Source organism: Moritella sp. 36 (assembly GCF_018219415.1).
Lineage (GTDB): Bacteria > Pseudomonadota > Gammaproteobacteria > Enterobacterales > Moritellaceae > Moritella.
Window position 1 is genome coordinate 1,020,126 of the sequence record NZ_CP056120.1, and the last position, 18,520, is coordinate 1,038,645.

Sequence of the window (18,520 nt, forward strand, 5' to 3'; positions counted from 1 at the left end):
ACAACTTGCTATTTTAAATACATAAATAATTTATAGACTGGAACTTAAGCACGACTTACATAGACATTATGTCGCTGCTTAATCACGTTAAACACAGAGGGAAAACGAATGGCTATATATGTAAACACTAACGTTGCGTCTTTAAACTCACAACGTAATTTAACTAATTCGACGAATGCACTACAAACATCGTTTGAACGTTTATCATCTGGTAAACGAGTTAATTCGGCTGCTGATGATGCTGCGGGATTACAAATTGGTTCTCGTTTGGAAGCGCAAGTAAACGGTTTAAACCAAGGCGCTCGAAATGCCAATGACGGTATTTCAATGGCACAAACTGCTGAAGGTGCGTTAGATGAAACAACGAATATGTTACAACGTATGCGTGTGCTTTCAATCCAATCTGCCAATGGCTCAAACAGTGATGCAGACCGTACTGCACTTAATAAAGAATTTGGTCAGCTACAAAATGAAATTGATCGTGTAGCAAAAGATACAACGTTTGGTGGCGAGACGTTACTTGATTCATCATTTAATAATGACTTTCAAGTTGGTGCTGATGCTAACCAAGTCATCAATGTTAAAATTACTACAAACATGAACTCACTCGGTTTAGGTGTTGGTACTGCTGCGTCTAATGTACTTACTGTGGTGGATGCTCAAAAGGCTATCGAAAGTTTGGACACGGCGATTGCGTCGGTAACAGATATACGAGGTGATCTGGGTGCGAAACAAAACCGTTTCTCATCAACAATTCGTAACTTATCAAATATCTCTGAGAATGTATCGTCATCTAAATCTCGTATTATGGATGCAGACTTTGCTGCTGAATCTGCGAAACTAGCGCAAAATCAAGTTTCTCAGCAAGCTGCAAGCACAATGCTAAGTCAAGCTAATCAGCAATCTCAAGTTGCTATGTCGTTATTAGGCTAAGAGGGGGGCTCCCTCTGGCCCCTTTGGGGCCGCCTAATATATTGCTTTTACCTATATCCTTATCGTTATAGTCCTATTTAAGCGCATAGGTAAAAGTATTTTATCTTCCTACTCTCTACTCTCTACTCTCTTTTATTACATCGAATTTTAATCATTCCGATATTAAATCTTATCTTTAAAATCATTGTTTACTTGTACTTGTACTTGTACTTGTACTGGTAGTGGTAGTGTCATTTTTGTCATCAAAAATATAACTGACATTTATTTGTTGTTGAACATTCGCAACTGGCAATATGACGGCAAAATTTTGTCTTGATGGTTCTTAGGGTTTATTAATTATTAATATACACACGATAAAAAATGAGGGTACAGTTTAATTGTAATTAAAAACAGTGTGTTATAACTTTGTTTTCATTTTAAATGTATTTGGCATGTTGATTGCTTTATCTAAGATACATAACATTTATTTAATTTGAAACAAGCAAAAAGGAAGATACCGTGGCCTTATATGTAAATACAAATGTAGCATCTTTAAATTCACAACGTAATTTGACGAACTCTACAAATGCGTTACAAACATCATTTGAGCGCCTATCTTCTGGTAAGCGTATTAACTCCGCTGCAGATGATGCGGCAGGACTACAGATTGGTTCTCGCTTAGAGTCTCAAGTTAATGGCTTAAATCAAGCTGCACGTAATGCCAATGATGGCATATCTCTTGCGCAAACAGCGGAAGGTGCACTAGACGAAACCACCAATATGCTACAACGTATGCGAGTATTATCAATTCAGTCTGCGAATGGCTCAAATAGTGCCGCAGACCGTGTTGCACTGGATAATGAATATGGTCAGTTGCAAGAAGAAATTAATCGCGTGGCTGCGGATACAACGTTTGGTGGTATGAATTTATTAAATTCGACGTTTAATCAAGATTTCCAAATTGGTCCCGATGCGAATCAAGTCATTACTGTAAAAATATCGACGAACATGAATGCGCTCGGCTTAGGTATTGGTACTGCGACATCTGATATTTTAAACCCTTTAAATGCGCAAACGGCTATTGATAATCTAGATACCGCAATTGCAACGGTGACGGACATCCGTGGTGATCTGGGTGCCAAGCAAAACCGTTTCTCATCAACGATCCGTAATTTAACTAATATTTCGGAAAATGTGTCTGCGTCTAAGTCACGTATTATGGATGCCGATTTTGCCGCTGAATCAGCAAAACTAGCTCAAAATCAAGTATCGCAACAAGCTGCAAGTACCATGCTTAGCCAAGCGAATCAGCAATCGCAAGTAGCCATGTCATTATTGCAAGGTTAATCGTTGCAAGGCTAATAGCCTATTATTTGGCTCGAAAGGGCCAAAATAATACATTTCTATTCTTGGAAATTTCCTTTTCAATTTTTAATTTACCCCGCCCCCTTTTTTGTAACATTAGATTGAGTTGATTAACAATTATTAAACATTTTTGAGTGGTTGCTGTAATCGGTTGAAATTAAACGGTTAAATGTGGATATCTGTTCAAGTTTAGAACTGAATTGGAAATAAATTAAATAAAAATTAAAAATAACTCTAAAGGATGTATTTTTATTGTCGATAACTTTCATGACGATACAAATAACTGATTATTAATAAGGGCTGTATTTTATATACACAGCAGTCCTTTACAGGATTTCTTTTAGGAGACGAATATGGCTGTTTATGTAAATACCAATGTAGCATCTTTAAATTCACAACGTCATTTAGGTAGTGCTACCAACGAATTACAAACTTCTTTCCAACGTTTATCATCTGGTAAGCGTATCAATAGCGCTGCTGATGATGCTGCTGGTTTACAAATCGGTTCTCGTTTAGAGTCACAAGTCAATGGTTTAAACCAAGCATCTCGAAATGCAAATGACGGTATTTCAATGGCGCAAACCGCGGAAGGTGCGCTAGATGAAACAACGAACATGTTACAACGTATGCGTGTAATTTCAATTCAATCTTCGAATGGTTCAAACTCTCAAGCTGATCGTAATGCATTGCAATCAGAATTCAATGAATTACAAACTGAAATCACGCGTGTATCAACGGATACAACGTTTGGTGGTGAAAAGTTACTTGATGGTAAATTCAATCGTGAGATTCAAGTTGGTGCTGATGCGAACCAAACCATTACACTAAAAATGACAACAAGTATGGATGCGACAGCGTTGGCTGTGGGTAGTACTACAACGAATGTTTCATCTGCTGCAGGCGCACAATCAGCAATTACGGCTCTCGATGCAGCGCTTGAAACTGTAACGGGTACACGTGCTGACCTAGGTGCGAAACAAAACCGTTTTTCATCAACGATTCGTAACATCAGCAATATTTCTGAAAATGTATCAGCGTCTAAATCACGTATTGTTGATACTGATTTTGCTGCTGAATCAGCTAAACTTGCACAAACTCAAGTACAGCAACAGGCGGCAAGTTCGATGTTAAGCCAAGCCAATCAAGCCTCACAAGTAGCGCTATCACTGCTTTAATCGTTTAGGTTTATATTTGCCCTGCACCTTGCAGGGCATTTTGGTCTTTGGGGGTTACCATGTCCATTGATAATAATATGGATCATAAGAGCATTCGTTTTAATCCTGACCCTGTTGTGACAAAAGAACCTGTCATAACGAATCCTGCCGTTTTAATTTCACCAATCGAACAAGTTTTACCGATCGAAAATTCATTATCTGAACCCAAAATAGCGAATGATATAAATTTGGAACAAAAATTGCTTGAAGCAAAGGATACGCTACAAGCTCATTTTGATGTTAATAGTAAGAAGCTAAACTTTAGTGTTCATGGTGATACTGGCCGTATGGTAGTTAAAATTGTTGATCCTGAAAGTGGTGAAACACTGAAAGAACTACCATCAGAAGCTGTTTTAAAGATGGTCGCTAACATTGAACAATTTCAAGACAATATATCAGCTAGTTCAGGTCTCTTATTTGATGAGATGGTTTGATTAATACAGCGAGATAAAATAGTCGGATGTTTAATGCGATAGGCAATTATTTGCCTATCGCATTACTATTGATGAAAATTAAGGATACACATGGCCGGTATTACGATGGCAGGTTCAGGTTCAGGTTTAGATCTGGAAACGATCATTTCAACATTTGTAACTGCTGAAAAAACGCCAAAAGAAACACGCTTAAACAAGAAAGAAACCGACCTTACAACGGAGTTATCTGGTATTGGCACTTTGAAAGCGGGCTTGGCCGACTTTAAGACCATTACTGGCCAATTGGGTAATCTGGACTCTTTTTATCAAAGTAAAACTAATATTAATTATCAAGGCCGAAATGTCGAGCAAACCACTGCCGGTAACGGTGTTGATAGCGCTGCGTTGCCTATTACTATTAAAACGAAAGGTGTGGTACCAAAAGGTGCATTTGATGTTGAAGTGAAACAACTTGCACAGGGTGCGCGATTGGAGTCTGATTTTTTACCTGATCGAGAAACCAAACCTGGGCAGGGCATGCTGTACTTTGACGCAGGTAAAGATACTTTCCAAGTGAATGTTAATATCACAGATACCTTACAAAACATTCAAAAGAAGATTAACGATGCGCCTGACAATTACGGTATTAGTGCCAATGTAATTAGCTCTGATCTGGGGGCTAAAATTGTCTATACCTCAGAAAAAAGCGGTAAAGCAAATGATTTAGCCGTTTTCACCTCAGATTCGAGCTTGAGTATTATTTCATCCAGTATGGGTGGCCACCCTGCTACCGATGCGATTATTACGGTGGATGGAAATACTATAACCAAAGATACTAATGTCTTTAATCATGCGGTATCAGGCGTCACTATTACTGCCAATAGTTTGACTAAACTGAACGAGCCTGCCAATTTTTCAACGTCGACAGACCACGCTGCGGTGCAAGAACTCATTTACGGCTTTGTAGATGGTTATAATACCTTGATGGAGAGTATCAATGTATTGACCCACCCTGAGACGGGTGTCTTGAAGTATGACTCAAGCGCACGAAGTATCAAACAGCAACTGCAGAGTATTACTGGCGGCGTGGTTAATGATGCCAATAAGAAACTAAACACCTTATACGGCGCAGGTATCTCGTTAGAAGAAGGTGGGTTGTTAGCTGTTAATCCGTTTGGTATGCATGGGTCTAAGTCTGGTACCCAACGCTTAAATGATGCAGTAAATAACTCATTAGATGATCTTGGCAAACTTTTTGCAGGGAATAATGGTATTGCGGCACAAGTGAATAGCGTGTTGGAAAACAATTTGGGAAATCGGGGGATGATTTATCAGCAGGAAAATATGCTGAATGATAATTTACGTGGTATTGATGATGATCGCGATAAATTGGACCGCCACATTACATCATTTGAAGATACATTACGGAAGAAATATACCGCTTTAGATAATACGGTGTCACGTTATAATGCGACCGGTGATTATATTCGTAGTGTATTAGGTTAATCATATTATTTTTTGGTATTTAAATAAATCAATAGTTAGGTAAAAAACATGAGAGCTAATATAAGACGTTATCAGCAAGTCAGCCGAGAAAGTGGTATTTCTACTGCTGATAACCACCAAGTGATTTTTATGCTGTTACAGGGGTTATTAGATTCTGTAGCGGTAACAAAAGGCTGTATTTTACGTAAAGATATTGAAGGTAAAGCCAAATCTATTAATAAATCAATTAATATTACATCTGGTCTGATCGATGGTATTAACCATAAGATTCATCCCGAGATTGGTGAAAATTTTGATGCGCTTTATCGTTATATACAAGTGCGTTTAAATGATGCGTCATTAGAGCGTTCAGTCGAACCGCTAGATGAAATCACAGAATTAGTCACACCGATTAAAGATGCATGGTTAAACATTCCTCAAGCGGAAAAAGAAAAAGCGGAATCGATGCGCAAGCAAGCTAGTGGTGCTTAATAATGAATGCGACTGACGTTGAATTAATGGCGAAAATATCGGCTATCTCCGCGCAAGCAAAGCAAGCAATTATAGAAGAGCTGTTGGCTGAATGTGATCAACTATTAATCCAACGTCAGGTTTTAATTGAGCAGTTAGTAATGCGTTCAAACCCTGCTCAATCTCTTAATACCCATGCTTTTCTTACTCAGTTAATGGCGGATGACCAAACGCAAATCGCATCATTAAAAAAATCGAAATTAGCCCTTGAATCACAGCAAGTTATCACTAAGCGTAGTGCTAAATCAATTAATCGCTATCTTACTATTAAACAATTTTAGGTTGTTATTATGGACCATTTAAATCAGGATATTGCCGCACACATTGCTGCGCTAGAAGTACAACAGCAACAGCGTAAAAAGCAGGTGAGCTTGGCTCATGCTATCGATGCGATTAATGCTAAAGAACAACCTAGCGCAGACCCTATCGCTTTATACCAGACGAATATGCGTGCGTTTGAGCAGTACATTCCCGATATTTACCAATCTTTTGTCAATTATCAACCAACTAAATTTGAATTAACGAGGGTTGATGACGCATTACATTTGGTTGATGTGGATAATAACGTGGTATTAGGTGAAGATTATTTTCATGATAGTTTGATTGATTTTGAGCAGTTTCGTGTTAACCCTCAATTGGCTCGTATTGATTTTTCGGAAGAAATCGAGAGTGCTGGTGATTTCATCCATGTGAAATATCTTAATCAATTTATTAGGGCATTAAAGGGGATTAATAGCAAACATAAAGAAGAATTTGTGTTGCCTGAAGCGGTTAATATGATGGTGTGTTTCGGCTTAGGTTTGGGTTATTTCTTACCTGAAATGCTCAGCAAGCACAGTGTGAAACGGTTATATATTTATGAACCAGAGAATGATTTTTTCTATGCGAGTTTATTTACGCTAGATTGGGCTGATATTCTACAACGTTTGGATGATAGTGGCAGCAGTTTACATTTATGCCTCGGGGCAGATGAAGATGTCTTTTTTAATGACATTTCGTATCAGTTAATGACTAAAGGTCGTTATGATTCGACATTTAGTTTTTGTTATCAGCATTACCAAACAGAGCAAACAAATAGCGCGTTAGAAAAGTTCAATCAGAAAAATTTCCATGTCGCGTTCGGTTTAGGCTTTTTTGATGATAGCTTAATGGCGCTGGCACATCAGTATCATACTTTAAATAGTCATGTACCTTTGTTAGCGAAAGTAGAGCCATTACCGGAATGTGCAACACGATCTGTGTTTATATTAGGGAACGGTCCCTCACTTGATGAGCACATCGATTATATTCGAGAAAATCGAGACAAGGTATTACTTGTTAGCGGGGGGACGACCATTCGTGCTTTGCAGCAATATGGTATTACCCCAGACTTCCATTTAGAGATGGAGCGTACTAAGGCTACCTATACGGTTTTAAAATCGGTTGCTGATGATGCCTATTTAAGATCAATTCCACTCTTAACGCTAAACACTGTGACACCTGATGTGCTCAATTTATTTGATCGCAGCTTGATGGGGTTAAAATTACAAGAGCCCTCAACTGAAATAATTCTGAATTCAGAGTTAGGCTGTGACAGTGATAATTTAACGCAATTGGTCTTCGCTAATCCTACGGTGTCTAATTTAGCCTTATCTTATTTCACGCGAATGGGTTTTAAAAACATTTATTTGTTTGGCATTGATCTTGGCTTTTCTGGTGATGCGCATCACAGTAAAAAAAGTATTTATTACCATGAGTCTGGAGAAGATAAGTTATTATTCGATAAGAAAAAACTATCTGGTTTTGTCTCACCCGGTAATCATGTTGAAGAAGTTGAAACGACAATGATTTTCCAAATGTCTGCCAAAGGTATGGGCGAATTATTAGACTTTTATCCTGATGTTCAATGCTACAACCTTGGCACTGGTATCAAGATTGAAAATGCCATTCCAACTTTTCAAGCCGATGTTGTATTGACAGATGAAGTGTTTGATAAAACTGAATTTGTTGACCGTATGCTGACTCATTATTCTGCAGATACGAAAGTGTTAGCTAAGCAGTACAGCGCGATATTAGAGCAGGATATATTTGCTCATTTTGTTGATGACATGATCGCGATAATTAAATCACCCGTTACCAGCCGTTATGATGCATTAGAGCAACTACAGCAACAGTTTATGTTATTAAATGGTCAACTTAAGACGAAACATGCGTTCTTGGTTGAGTTATTAAACGGTACGCTACAGCATTGTCATGCAGCACTCATTAAAATGTTGTTGCTACCTGCTGACGCTGATCAAGGCTTAGTTTATTATCAGCAGGGCATCGATATTTATATTAACTACCTTGAAGAAGCGAAGGTGAAATATAAGCGAGAACTGTTTGAAGTCGATCAAACGGATATTTCAGATATTTGGAAATAGCAGACGTTAGTTTTATTGGCTCTACGCGTCTTTGCGTGGAACGCTTAAAAAACAGCCACGCCAGGAGCGAAGCGAGTCATACCGGTGGTATCCACGAGGTAATCGTTGAAATAGCTTAATGGGCCCTGATAAACCATTGCATCGTCGCTTCAACACTTTCACTCTATTATTGAATCCTTCGACAAATCCACTTGTATGTCGCTCGATGAAATAGTTAGTAATTTGTTCTTGATAATTCACCAAGGTTTTAATAAACCGGTTAAAACAAGTGAGCTCAGATGTTGTCACGCTACATCATTAAACATCAGTTGATATTTTCCGAAGTAATCGAAATGTCAACACGACGATTCTGAGCTCGGCCTCGTTTGGTTTTATTACTTGCAATCGGGTCTGCTGCTCCCTTTCCTATGGCCGTGATACGTGTAGCGGAAATACCATTAGACTCGAAATAATCAGTCACTGATTTAGCTCGTTTCTCTGACATCCATTGATTATATTTAGCCGTACCAGTACTGTCGGTATAACCAGTAATACGAACAGTCAATCGTTCATCACTTTTCAAGACGTCTAAAGGTACTTCAAGAGATTTAATTGACATTAATACGCTGGAGTCATGCAAGAATAAGGTTTTATAATTTTCGGTAATAATTTTAACGTAGACTTCCTTAATCACTTCAACAGGGACCTCTCTAATGATTTCTACCGTATTTGTAACAACCATAGGTGTTGCTGGTTGACCAAATCGATAACTCATGCCCCAGTACACCTGCGTTAAATCGCCAGTACGGTTCACATCGACATTTAAATCATTATAGTAATCGATACCAATCCTAGTCGATACCGCGTGAGTTAGTTGGTATTCCAGCCCTAAACCAATAACACCAATCAATCCGCTATCGTTTTTTTCACCAAAAAGATAACTTCCACCTAACTTGCCAAATAACGTCAAATCATCAGTTAATTGTTCACGTCCTTTAATACCAACGGTACCAATATGCAGGTTGTCCTTAACTAAAACATGTTGCATATAATCATAGCTGCCATAAACACCAATATAATCATTAAAGTCATACCCAATATCTAATTTAGAACTAAAATCGTTGGTATTGGTTTTTCCTTTATCTTGACTTTCAATCGACTCATCTAAAAAACCGATAGCAAGGCCTGCTCCGCCCCATAATTCGGTCCTATCCACAGCATTATTCGCCATAGCAGAACTAACACTACATAAAGACAATACAACTGCTTTTGATAATGACGATAATTTCATTTTTATAACCTTTTATTTACTGTTAAACATGAATAGATAGGCATTAAATACGCCTTCTATAACTAAATTTTCAGGACCTACAGAGTTCGTACGTTAATTATCATATTTGCATTCCAATGATAAGGAACCTCTACCCAACTGGTTTTAATATCAGACATGTGTGAAGTGAATCCACCAAAAATATCGTAAGCCTGAGGTTCAATGCTACCTTTTAATAGTGAATGAATAGAATAACCACTTGTTACCACATCATAGACTCGAGTACAGGGCTTACTTGTACAGCTGAGCGTATATATTTTTCTCAACTGTTCCTCGTTGTATAGTTCGATAACACTATGCGCAGCCGAACCAACTTTATTGTTGTAATGTACTACCATGTATTTCCCTTACCACACCTTTTTCTTTATAAAAAGCAGCAAAATCAGATTCAATTACCACTTCTATTTCCATCACGGATACTGATTACAGGCGCAATACCAGAGCGGCCAGTAGAAGAGGCAGTTTTCATATAACCTTGAATCAAGGCCTGTCTTTTAACGCTTCTAGAGTAGCTAAAAGTAGTTACTCCATTATTTTTAATGCCATCATGACTTTCTGCATTCCAGTTTGTCGCCCACTTAGTGGCGGCAGAGTCCATTCTCCACAACTAATTCGGAGAGGTATCAACCACTGAACCTGTAAATTGGATATCGTCAGGTAATTCAAATTGATTTCTTTCAGCCATACAGAGAGATAAAAAAAAGAAAGTGACTAAAAATAATGATATTAAATTTTTCATAACAAACCTTATTTGTGATAAAATATATAAGGTTTGTATAATTTAATTAACATTTCCATTCTAAATGGGATGTTGTATACTGAGTGCGTGTTGAGCCTGAGCCCACCCAATGACAACTGGATTTTTATCAAGCGCGAATATCAATAGTGCTTATCTCACATTAATTAAAAATCGAATTCACTTTCCGCCGAACAGTGATATCTGGCACTTTCGGTATCACTGGGCGCAGATATCACTAAATATAAGCGCCCAACTATCCCAAGGGCGTTACGTATTTCGCCCTCTGCAATTAGTACAAAAATCAGATAAAACACACGTTGCGCTATGGGCCGCTGAAGATGCGCTAGTTATCAATATGCTCACCCTCTATTTAACCCCACTATTACCTGTACATATAAAATGTGAACACAGCAAAAGCCACCAAGGAGGAGTATCGTCAATCAGACGTGTTCATACCATCATTAAACAATCTCAATACAACTACATTTGCCGTACTGATATCAAAGGTTATTACGCCAACATCAATAAATCACGTTTACTAAGTCAATTAAGTGCGTACGTTACCGACCCCGTCGTATTGGATTTACTGGTTCAATTTTTGTATTATACTGTTGAAGACGGCGGCAATTTTCATACAACAAAAAAAGGCATAGCGAGAAGTTCATCACTTAGTCCCCTGTTGGCGGCGTTTCATCTTTACTGTATTGATGATTACTTTGCAAAACAGCCACATCTTTACTACGCCCGTTATATGGATGACTTTATCATCCTAACGAAAACACGGTGGCAACTAAAACGCGCCGTTGCAAAGCTTAATCATTTTTTTAACAACTTTGATTTTAAACAACATCCAGTCAAAACCTTTATTGGTCACCTTAGAAAAGGGTTTGACTGGATGGGCTTTTGGTTTACGGACCATGGTTGTGTCAAGGTCGCTCCTCGTGCGTATTCTAATCATGTAATGAAACTCAATCGGCTTTACGAGCAAGTGCGAAAATTGCCTGCCAAATGGCAGGCAATACGTATGATGAGTTATTTAACCAGATGGAACCGTTGGAAAAACAACATTCTTACCCCACTTACTGCAGGCTCACGGTTATCGGAAGCGTTGCAGACCATGTGCCAGCGGAGAGATCTTTAGTGATCGCGTTAAGTGTGATATTGGTGATTTCTAGATCGTCATAACCAACAATGTTGTGTACATTTGGTTTTGTCATTGTTGTTTGTATTGTCGCAAACTGTTGGGCGTAATCTGTACTGTAGTGATCGTGACCGTCGAATTCTATTTTACCAGTAGTGAGGGTGCTAATGTCGGTTTCGGAAGCGGTCGTCCCGTAGGTCGATGCAATATTATACATAACGTCTCGATTATTATAGTATGCGATTACGAGGCGGTTGGAAAGAGTGATGTCGAGCTCTCCGATTTTTGTTTTGGCGCCGCCATCCGGTGTGATGAATGCATCGACTTTTGTAGTGTGGGTACCGCCGACTGTGCTACCATTGATAGTGATTGTCGGGAATATGCCCGTTGAACGCTTCCTGGTCGGTGACCTCAGTCTTCCTTCTAGGATCGTAATGTGTCCGGGGTCGAGTATATTCGTCCAGGTGGTAATGCCACCACTCACTTGTGTGTTAGTCGCCTCGGATAAGTTAATGTCTGTGAGTGAGGTAGTAGGCGTCGTCCATTCCCACGCGGTAGGTATGATTTTTATCGTTCCACCGAATTCCACTTCTGGGTGATAAACGTCGTTGGGGTGCAAGATTGTTCCGGTTGCGGGCATGAACAGTTGTGATGTAATGGATATGGCTAGCAATGTTTTTTTCATATTATCTCGAGTTGTTTTAGTGTGTCTTGATGGTTTCGGTCCACCCGTCCGTTAAGCGATTGTGCTCAACGTCGGATTAATTTAAGAGGTGGGGTAGTAGGCGCCCGCCTTCCATGTCTATTCTGAATTTAAATCCACCTCGGTATGACTTATGCAGGGTAATGGTCATATGTGTGATCGCTTTAACTTCCAACCGCTCAAATTTTTCAGGTATATTCAACGCCACAATCGAGCCTGATTGCGTGCCGTGGAAACCTGTTTTTTCCCCGTCAAGCCAAAGGCTTAACGTGACAATAGTACGTATTTGGTTACCCGCATCAAGCTGCATGGTCACCTCTCCTTGCTGGTTTTTTAATAATGTCGCATTCTTTACGGATAGCGACTTCAAAGGAGCGTCCAACTCACTTTGTTTAACGGTCAATAATGTAGGGTTGCTTAGTAGTTTTTTTATTTCTATCCGGTCATTAACAATATCGCCATTAACAACACCCAACGAAACTGAAGGCGGCGTCACTGATAACTCCTGTGCTATCACGCTGCCATTGACGAGAAGCGCGATACCAAGCCACCATCCGATTGTCTTTTTCATACTGCCTACCATTTAGAATTCCAGGCCACGCCGAGTGGTAATTTCAACGGACATAACGCTTGCTCGTGTTATTGTACGTTTTGCTTATCTTATTTTTTAATACTATTTGCTTTTAATTGATATGTTTCCAGGCTGCCATAATCACTGAGTGCGCTTACAGACTTCACACTACTACCTGTAACATCGACTTGGTCTCCTGGCATAAACATCGTTAACTTATCGCTATCACCCCTGCTAAATACTATCGCTTTATCATCGTTATCAATCACACTACCAATCGCAAAGATGTAAGGTGTAGTGTTAACTAGCCACTGCTGACCAGGAAGGCGCTCAACCGTTAAGTTTGCCTCAGCACCAGGGCGACCATCTACGATTGCTTCAGGACGATAAATTAACTTAACCTGCGTTCGAATAGCCATCGATAAACCACTGCCTTTTTGTGCAGGTGGGATTTCCTGTAAATTCAACCAATAAATAGATTCTTTATCTTTTGGCATGTGGTCCGACACCTTCATAATTCGAACGACCTGTCGCCCATCGCCTTTGATTTTAAAAAACGATGGCGTTGCAATAAACGCTGGGCGCGTATCATCTTCCACAATGTTGTCGACCCATATTTGAGCGCCATAGTTAGCATCTGACCCATTATTTACCGTCGCTGCAATGAACGGGATATCGCCACTGTAAATGTAACGCGTTGTATCAAGTGCCAATGCTGCGAATGCACTGTTTATTGTTATTATTGTTAGAAATGAAAGTACCGTTGCCACTACGACTGTTCTTTTAATATTCACATGTAACCTCTTGTAATAAGTGAGTTTCTTTAATCTTCGCACCGTTAATGGCGCATCGACCAAGTTGTAAACCTTTCAGCTCATCAACCGAATTAACAAACAGAACACCATTTTGAGCAATAAACCCTAACGGAACTCCTGTTGATGACGTAGCCCATGTTCCGCTAGGCATAAACTGGCCGTCCTTATCTTTTATCTGGAATAAATAACGTTTTACCTTTACCGCGTTAAAGGGCATGTAAACAACCGAGCCCGACGTCGGCACAGCCGTTTCACTAGTTGTAAGCAACTCAAGTTCAATTGGTAATGTAGCCCCATCCAATGTCACGTTATTCACACTATAACTACTCACCGGAATGACCGTGTTGCCTTTATTGTTCGTCGGATACGGTGAAGAGGTAAACTTAACGCCTTCCGTATCAGCTACATTCGCAATAACAATCGTGTCATTCATATTTCGCGTAAAAATAATATCTTTTTGCTTCGGTAAAATAATAACAGAGCCCGATACCGCAGCTGAACCTGTCGCATCCGCACCTGATTGTGAAATATTACCATTAAGCTGCATTCGCTCTCCTTGGTGACTCGAGTGTAACGAATACGTCTCATCACCACCCGTGTTCGCCCACCCCACACTGGCGGAGTAATCAAGCTTATCAATAGAAGATGTAATCCCAGATGTAATACTTTGACTGCCACTATCTGTTGCATTAAGGCTACTGTATAAGCTGTACGACTGACCAAACCCACTAAGCGGAACAGAAACTGATAACGAAGCACCATAATTTTCTTTATCACCACTTTTGCCGTAATTACCACCCAAAGACAAGCTGAGGCCATCAAATCGAGTCGACACACTGGCACTAAGACCCGTGCTCGGCCTATTATTATTCCAATAAACACGGTGCCACCCTGACACACTTGCCGAAATTGAATTAGACAGCCGATGACTAAGGCCCACCTCATATTGAGTTTTTTGTTTGCTTAACTTATTATCATCGTTATCCTTGGGTGAAAAACCCGAGAACTCCACATAGCCTAACGAGGTGTATTGCGCCCCAACCAACTTCAAATCAGTGTTTTTATCAAATGTTTTTGCGTAAGTAAGGGAAAATTTACCACTATTACGCAAATCACTATCGTCATATCGAGCAACAGAATAAGCACCCTCAAGCTCTATAGTGCCAAAACCACCCAGCCCTCGAATAAGGCTAGCCCCTGCGGCGCCATACTTTGCATGCAATAGTGCACTTGATTTGACAGTATACTCACTAAAACCATAGCCATATGACGCTGCTGCAAAAACCCCATCCAGTTTTTCTTGACCGCTATCTCGAAGACCTGCAAAAAATCCGTATTCAAATTCTCCGGGATTCAGCATGTTAGCCAGAATCGTCAACGGGAAAAGCTGAGTGCTCACGGAACCATCAACCTCTGTGATGGTCATAAGCACATCACCACTATTCAGAAAGTTGGCATTTTCTATTTTAAACGGCCCTGGGGGCACCATTTCCGAATGGACCACCTTGTCATTTTGAATCAGCGTGACACGGGCGTTGGTGCTCGCAAAGCCCGAGAATTTCGGGGTATATCCGATATCATTAGGTAACATGCTACTGTTACTTGTCACCCCAAGGCCCAATAGACTCGCACCACCGACCAGAGAGTTGCTAACAAACGTTTTACCGATGGTTAAATCCGCTTTCAAATCATGCAGTGCGCGCGTTGCGGTCACCATTGAAACATCAACGTCACTCTCAGTCGCGCTCACCGAGCTGTTGGCCACCCACTCACCTGCGTTCACAACCATTCCAAAACCGCCATATGTATTAACATCAACATCATTCGCGTTGACGTTTGCATTGTAATTTAAGCGCACTGCATTCATGCCGTAATCCCAACCCTGCAGCGCTTTAGTCTGTCGTAACAAACCTGCCTGAGGGAGCATAAATTTGAGATTTTGCGCTGAATAATCAAATTCAATTTGCGTATTGGGCTCAAGTCCTAAGTGGTAACACTGGCGAGCTTGATTTAGCGTGGCAGCATAGAACTTGATATCAATATCAACACCAGCCTCTTGCAACCAAGCTTCACTCAAGCATAATTCATCCTTATCTTCATCCACTATAGAGATAAGGCGCTTGCCTAACGTTTTACCATTCAGGTCTACATCAACCAAATACCGTCCTGGTATGTACCTGCTGTTTAAGCTTTCCCAAGCTGCCGCACTTACCTTGCCCCCGCCTTGCAAAAAGGATAAGTTAAGCTCATTAGCTTTTAGCCCTGCACCGTACAAACTAATCAATATACCTACGATAAACTTGCATAATTTATTGTTCACTTATAAGACATCACTAACGATAACGACCCATGATAACGCCCTGCATCTGCTTCTTGTAATCCTTCCGCCCTGGCGCTAAACGAGAATACACCTTCTTGGGCGAAGTCTTTTGAATAAGTTAACTCTGAATGTCCAGATATTATTTTTCCCTTGCTATCAACGTTAGCTTTCTCATCCGTTGAGGTAATTGCAATACGAATGTCACCACCAGCTCCGTGAGTGACAACCCCTGATTCATCTAATTGATTCGTTGAGTCACCACCAAACTTAAGTGTTACCCTCCCAGGGGTGCCCATAAACGCATCACACCCAGGCGATGATGGGTCATCCTGAAAAAGTTTGACAAAAAACGGAACGGTTCGAAGTCCAGTTTGCGACGCTTGATTATATTCACCAAAATCAATCATGCTGCCGTTATTCCCTTCAATCTTAACAGAGCAGGTTGAGCCCACAACAAACCCTTCAACATAAAGCTGGCTTCGCAACAATATTTCAGATTCAGCGTAAACAACCGGTACGTTTAACATTATTAATAACAGTAGATATATTTTACCCATAAAAAAAACTAATTGTTTACTCACACACTCTCCATAAAATTCATCGACACATATAATTATCCTAAAAATAACATCTCGAACTACCAGCTTCTCAATAGCAGGTAGTGATAACCAGTATCTGCTTTCCACTGTTTCAGTTCACCCGCTTTGAGTGCTATTACAGCTTCATTTCTCGGATGTCCACCTTCCCAAAATTCAGCACTTTTTCGTGGTGGGGTAAGTGGTTTTATCTTTTTTTCTTCAGTATTTTATGACACTCTTTTGTGTCGTACGCACCATCGCCTGAGACCTCTGAAATACGTCGACGTAGAGGGGTGAGCAACGAGGGTGGTACTTCACTGTCACCAACAATAAGAATTTGTATTGGCTTGTTTATTGTTATATAGGACATAACCGACCCCCGAAAAATTCTTTATAGTCATATTGCTTGACGCAGATATAATGAACTGTCTGTAACAACTTTGTTAGTCCATATCGCATTTAAGAGACGTTCTTTTTCTATGATATTTCCAATGTTTTCAAGTAAGACGTTGAGTAGTAATAACTCATTACTGCCCATCTTTTTATATTGTGCTGCATCATCACCATTGGTAAAGTATATCCCTGAGTTTAGGTTGAGCACTACGCTGCCAATGTATAAATGTTTTGTTGTCGTCACTGTGTCACTCTTAATCATAACTCCCCTCACTTCTTACGTGACAGGTTGCTCTCTTTTCTTTTCGGGTCTATAGTTACATTTTGAAATTGATAAGTAATTAAAATACAATTAAAAATAATTAAAAAATAATTAAGGTGTGATTTGTTTAGGCGCAATTAAAGTGAGGCTTTAATTTTAATTTCGCCATGAAGTATGGGTGGGTAATTTTTTATTAATTTTTTATTAGTTTTTTATTAGTTTTTTATTAATTTTTATTAACTTTTATTAACTTTAATTAATTTATAAAAGTCGCTACTTGAGTAATATAAAAAGTTGGCGTGACATATCATGATGCTTAGCTAAGTTAATTTATTATTTTTTTTGATGAATAGTGACTAATGAATATTTATTATTGCAAATATAAACGTAGTTATATTCTTTCTTTTAAAGGCTATATTGTTCGCAGTGCATTTCAAGCTATTGCTGATGCTAATAAAGATATAATCGGATATGAAGCATTGTCCCGGATTTATATTGATAAAAGTGGAGTGCAGGTAAGACCAGATGTATTCTTTTATTCATTAATGAAGGAGGAGTATCGAAATGTATTGTGTCTAATTAACAAACTGCATTTACGTAGCGGTGGTTTTCAAGCTATTTATCACCTCGATGAATTCCGTCTTTAGTAATATTTAAATTTTCTTTTTTAGAACCAATGGTTAAATGCACTTCATTTTTACGTTCTTCATTTATAATATCTTCAATGGCTTTAATATCGTCTAAAACAGGTTTCTCAAACTCTGAATCAACTTCTAATGCAACTAACTCTTTTGTAAGTTCAGATATTTTTTTCTTTGAATTTACGAAGCAATTTTCAGTATATGATGAAGTGACACACCTTCTACCATCAAGAAGTACTTCGATAATATCCAAATATTTTTTTTCTATTGCGGTGGAAAGTACTTGATTGAATTGGCAACTGAATGGTGTACTTAGCCATTCACGAAAACCATTTTCAGAGTTATTTAATAGCTCTATTATTTCTATAGGGGAGTGATTTTTATCAACACAAAAATGAGCATGTTCGCCTAGTGTCAAAAATCTAAGTAGTGGCTTGCAATTATAGACTTGGCGATGAAATTCAAGTTTTTGTTTATCGTGTAATTCATCACATAAACTTATAGCTTTAGATCTATCAATTTGGATATTAGATAGCCAATGGATACAACCATCCTCAAGCTCTACTTCCTGTAATAACCTTTTTCTAAGCTTTTGTGTTTTCTTAAAATCAAGAGCGTCAACTTCACTCTATATATCAGCTGGATGGTTAAGCAATTGAAATGGATTGATATAATTTAAGCAATACAGTTCTTCCTTTAATACAGAGTCACAAATTGAATGAGCAT

19 protein-coding genes and 1 pseudogene are annotated in these 18,520 nt (G+C 39.2%); 9 read left to right on the plus strand and 11 right to left on the minus strand.

The features are described 5' to 3' along the window. Positions 1-108: 108 nt before the first annotated feature. The 8 genes from HWV03_RS04675 (at position 109) to HWV03_RS04710 (ending at position 8,322) form a co-directional block, all read left to right on the plus strand. Entirely contained in the window at positions 109-933 is an 825-nt protein-coding gene (locus tag HWV03_RS04675; protein WP_211678709.1) for a flagellin N-terminal helical domain-containing protein, read from the plus strand. A gap of 498 nt (positions 934-1,431) precedes the next feature. Further along, on the plus strand, positions 1,432-2,259 hold the full coding sequence (locus HWV03_RS04680) for a flagellin N-terminal helical domain-containing protein (protein ID WP_211678710.1): 828 nt from the start codon (positions 1,432-1,434) through the stop codon (positions 2,257-2,259). 371 nt (positions 2,260-2,630) lie between these two features. After that, complete coding sequence (locus tag HWV03_RS04685) at positions 2,631-3,452, plus strand: flagellin N-terminal helical domain-containing protein (protein ID WP_211678712.1); 822 nt, start codon at positions 2,631-2,633, stop codon at positions 3,450-3,452. A 59-nt stretch (positions 3,453-3,511) separates the two neighbouring features. Further along, positions 3,512-3,925 (plus strand): flagellar protein FlaG, encoded by a 414-nt coding sequence (locus HWV03_RS04690; RefSeq protein ID WP_211678714.1) that lies wholly within the window; start codon positions 3,512-3,514, stop codon positions 3,923-3,925. A gap of 90 nt (positions 3,926-4,015) precedes the next feature. Then, on the plus strand, positions 4,016-5,410 hold the full coding sequence (gene fliD / locus HWV03_RS04695) for a flagellar filament capping protein FliD (protein WP_211678716.1): 1,395 nt from the start codon (positions 4,016-4,018) through the stop codon (positions 5,408-5,410). Between the two features lie 48 nt (positions 5,411-5,458). Next, positions 5,459-5,881 (plus strand): flagellar export chaperone FliS, encoded by a 423-nt coding sequence (fliS, locus tag HWV03_RS04700; RefSeq protein WP_211678718.1) that lies wholly within the window; start codon positions 5,459-5,461, stop codon positions 5,879-5,881. Positions 5,882-5,883: 2 nt separating this feature from the next. After that, positions 5,884-6,201 (plus strand): hypothetical protein, encoded by a 318-nt coding sequence (locus HWV03_RS04705; protein WP_211678720.1) that lies wholly within the window; start codon positions 5,884-5,886, stop codon positions 6,199-6,201. Positions 6,202-6,210: 9 nt separating this feature from the next. Beyond that, positions 6,211-8,322 carry a motility associated factor glycosyltransferase family protein gene (locus HWV03_RS04710; RefSeq protein ID WP_211678721.1) on the plus strand — a complete coding sequence of 704 codons (2,112 nt, stop codon included), beginning with the start codon at positions 6,211-6,213 and terminating at the stop codon, positions 8,320-8,322. 21 nt (positions 8,323-8,343) lie between these two features. Here the strand turns inward: HWV03_RS04710 and HWV03_RS22735 are convergent, their stop codons facing one another. From HWV03_RS22735 to HWV03_RS04725, 3 genes are all read right to left on the minus strand, one after another. Further along, complete coding sequence (locus HWV03_RS22735) at positions 8,344-8,610, minus strand: transposase (RefSeq protein ID WP_211678722.1); 267 nt, start codon at positions 8,608-8,610, stop codon at positions 8,344-8,346. 16 nt (positions 8,611-8,626) lie between these two features. Further along, positions 8,627-9,592: an OmpA family protein gene (locus HWV03_RS04720; RefSeq protein WP_211678723.1), complete on the minus strand. Its 966-nt coding sequence runs from the start codon at positions 9,590-9,592 to the stop codon at positions 8,627-8,629. A gap of 427 nt (positions 9,593-10,019) precedes the next feature. Beyond that, a complete protein-coding gene (locus tag HWV03_RS04725) occupies positions 10,020-10,229 on the minus strand; it encodes a hypothetical protein (protein ID WP_211678724.1) in 210 nt (69 codons plus the stop codon). A gap of 250 nt (positions 10,230-10,479) precedes the next feature. On the opposite strand from HWV03_RS04725, the gene HWV03_RS04730 reads away from it, so the two are divergent. Further along, entirely contained in the window at positions 10,480-11,511 is a 1,032-nt protein-coding gene (locus HWV03_RS04730; protein ID WP_211678725.1) for a reverse transcriptase domain-containing protein, read from the plus strand. On the opposite strand, the gene HWV03_RS04735 is transcribed toward HWV03_RS04730, so the two are convergent. From HWV03_RS04735 to HWV03_RS04770, 8 genes and pseudogenes are all read right to left on the minus strand, one after another. After that, positions 11,450-12,196 carry a F4 family fimbrial subunit gene (locus HWV03_RS04735; RefSeq protein ID WP_211678726.1) on the minus strand — a complete coding sequence of 249 codons (747 nt, stop codon included), beginning with the start codon at positions 12,194-12,196 and terminating at the stop codon, positions 11,450-11,452. The two genes, HWV03_RS04730 and HWV03_RS04735, sit on opposite strands and share 62 nt — an antisense overlap. Positions 12,197-12,272: 76 nt before the next feature. Further along, positions 12,273-12,785 (minus strand): DUF5462 family protein, encoded by a 513-nt coding sequence (locus HWV03_RS04740; protein ID WP_211678727.1) that lies wholly within the window; start codon positions 12,783-12,785, stop codon positions 12,273-12,275. A gap of 89 nt (positions 12,786-12,874) precedes the next feature. Beyond that, a complete protein-coding gene (locus HWV03_RS04745) occupies positions 12,875-13,579 on the minus strand; it encodes a fimbria/pilus periplasmic chaperone (RefSeq protein ID WP_211678728.1) in 705 nt (234 codons plus the stop codon). Continuing rightward, positions 13,569-15,920 (minus strand): PefC/AfrB family outer membrane usher protein, encoded by a 2,352-nt coding sequence (gene pefC / locus HWV03_RS04750; protein WP_211678729.1) that lies wholly within the window; start codon positions 15,918-15,920, stop codon positions 13,569-13,571. Before pefC ends, HWV03_RS04745 begins: the two co-directional genes overlap by 11 nt. After that, complete coding sequence (locus HWV03_RS04755; protein WP_211678730.1) at positions 15,917-16,501, minus strand: type 1 fimbrial protein; 585 nt, start codon at positions 16,499-16,501, stop codon at positions 15,917-15,919. The genes pefC and HWV03_RS04755 overlap by 4 nt, the downstream gene beginning before the upstream one ends. 80 nt (positions 16,502-16,581) lie before the next feature. Next, positions 16,582-16,829: pseudogene (locus HWV03_RS22525) on the minus strand (transposase); the annotation flags it as partial. Between the two features lie 66 nt (positions 16,830-16,895). Beyond that, on the minus strand, positions 16,896-17,153 hold the full coding sequence (locus HWV03_RS04765; RefSeq protein ID WP_211678732.1) for a hypothetical protein: 258 nt from the start codon (positions 17,151-17,153) through the stop codon (positions 16,896-16,898). A 615-nt stretch (positions 17,154-17,768) separates the two neighbouring features. Beyond that, positions 17,769-18,212, minus strand: coding sequence for a hypothetical protein (locus HWV03_RS04770; protein ID WP_211678733.1), 444 nt, complete (start codon positions 18,210-18,212; stop codon positions 17,769-17,771). Positions 18,213-18,520 lie beyond the last annotated feature (308 nt).